Annotated in this window: 1 protein-coding gene and 1 other RNA gene; one reads left to right on the top strand and one right to left on the bottom strand. The window is 45.1% G+C overall.

Annotated features, from left to right (window positions below):
* Positions 1 to 20: 20 nt before the first annotated feature.
* Positions 21 to 120, bottom strand: an RNA gene (gene ffs, locus ACO4PX_RS10195) — signal recognition particle sRNA small type.
* A gap of 68 nt (positions 121 to 188) precedes the next feature.
* Between ffs and ACO4PX_RS10190 the strand changes: the two genes are divergently transcribed.
* The coding region (locus ACO4PX_RS10190) for an MBOAT family O-acyltransferase (RefSeq protein ID WP_485572607.1) at positions 189 to 1,781 on the top strand (1,593 nt) is incomplete at its 3' end.

The following is a 1,781-nucleotide window of genomic DNA, read 5'->3' as shown; positions in this document are numbered from 1 at the left end:
AAATAAAAAACTTCGGGAACTCCACCCAGGATAACCCACGGCACATGAAAGGTTTACCTTAGTGCTGCTATGTTCCCATCCTGACACGGTTCGGTATCTCCCATTGCGTGGGGCCCAAGCTTCATCGCCCCCGAAGCCTAATGAGTATAACGGATTTTTAGAAAATTGACAAGGGAAAGGTTTGCAATATGCAGTTTTCGCAAATGATCTTTGTGGCGGGATTTCTCCCCCTGTTTTTGCTTTTGTATTTCGGGAAGAAGGAACTTGCTTGGAAAAATGCGGTGTTTTTCCTGGCATCTTGCTTCTTCTTGCTTTTTCAGGGACTCTTGGCAGTAGCCTTTCTTTGCGTCTTTACCCTTTTTGCTTTTTTTATGGGAAAAGCTTTGGGACAGGTTGCAGAAGAAAAAAAGAAAAAAATATTTTTCCTATCCTTAGCGGGCATTATCCTGCCTCTGGCTTTTTTTAAGTACAGTGCAGCTCTGCCCTTCCTGCCGAAAATGGTAAAGGGCTGGATGCCCTTTGGCATCTCCTTTTACAGCTTCCGTTTTATTGCCTACCTTTACGATTGCTATCAGGGAAAGGAGGCGGAGCAGGACATTTTTTCCTTTTCTCTTTTCGCCTTTGCCTTCCCGGTGCTTTCTCAGGGGCCGATTCTTCGTTATTCGGAAATGCGGGAAGAAATCAAAAATCGTGCATTTTCCTATGAAGCCTTTTCCCATGGCCTGTTCCGTTTTACCTTCGGCCTTTGGAAAAAGCTGGCTTTGGCGGATGCGCTGGGCTCCCTTTCTGTAGAAGTTCTTAGCCTGGACAGTCTGAAAAATGCTTCTATGCTACAGTCTTCTTCTCCATCCTTTTCCTTTCTGGCTGTATTCCTTTCCGGTATTTCCTATATGCTGCAGATTTTTTTGGATTTTTCCGCCTATACGGATATGGCTATAGGAATCGGGGAAATCTGCGGCTTTACCCTTCCGGAAAACTTTCAGGCACCCTATAGCGCCCGTTCCATTCGAGACTTCTGGAGACGCTGGCATATTTCCTTATCCATGTTTTTCCGGGACTATGTTTATATTCCCCTGGGGGGGAATCGCGTTCCCTTTCCTTTGCAGGTGAGAAACCTGCTTTTGATTTGGATTTTAACCGGAATCTGGCACGGCTCCACGGCAAATTTCATTCTTTGGGGACTGTATTTCTTTGTTTTTATCCTGCTGGAACTTTGCTGTAAGAAACTGTGGAAAAGAATTCACAAATCCGAAGGTGGAAATTTTTCCTTTGTTCTGAGATGCTTACAGCATGTTTATACTCTGGTGGTTTTGTATTTTTCCTGGATTCTTTTCCGCTTTTCCGATTTCCAAAGCCTGAAAAATATCCTTTGGCTTCATACCTTGCCGAAGAGCCTGGCTTTAGTGGACGGAAAAACCCTGCTGATTGCAAAGAGCAACATTTTTCTTCTTCTTGTAGCCATCCTCTTTTCCGGCAATCTTTTGAGTAGCTTAGAGGAAGAATGGCAAAAGCTCCTGTTCCGGGGCAAATCCCGTTTGGCAAGGAAGAAAAGAGCAAGTCTGGGATTTTACGGCATGGAGGATGCGGAGGAAGATTCTCCGGAAGCAGAGACAGATTCTCCGGAAGCAGGGACTGATTCTCCGGAAACCGTAGTAGATACCCCGGAAGTAACGGCGATAGATGCCGGGGAAGCTGCTTTGAAAGAAGTTTCGGAAGCTACAGCAGATGAGTCGATTTTTGCTGCTTCTTCCTATAGGAAGGATTTATTCCCTGAAGAAAAA

It is taken from the genome of Oribacterium sp. (assembly GCF_057249185.1).
This window is presented reverse-complemented; position numbering and strand designations above follow the sequence as displayed.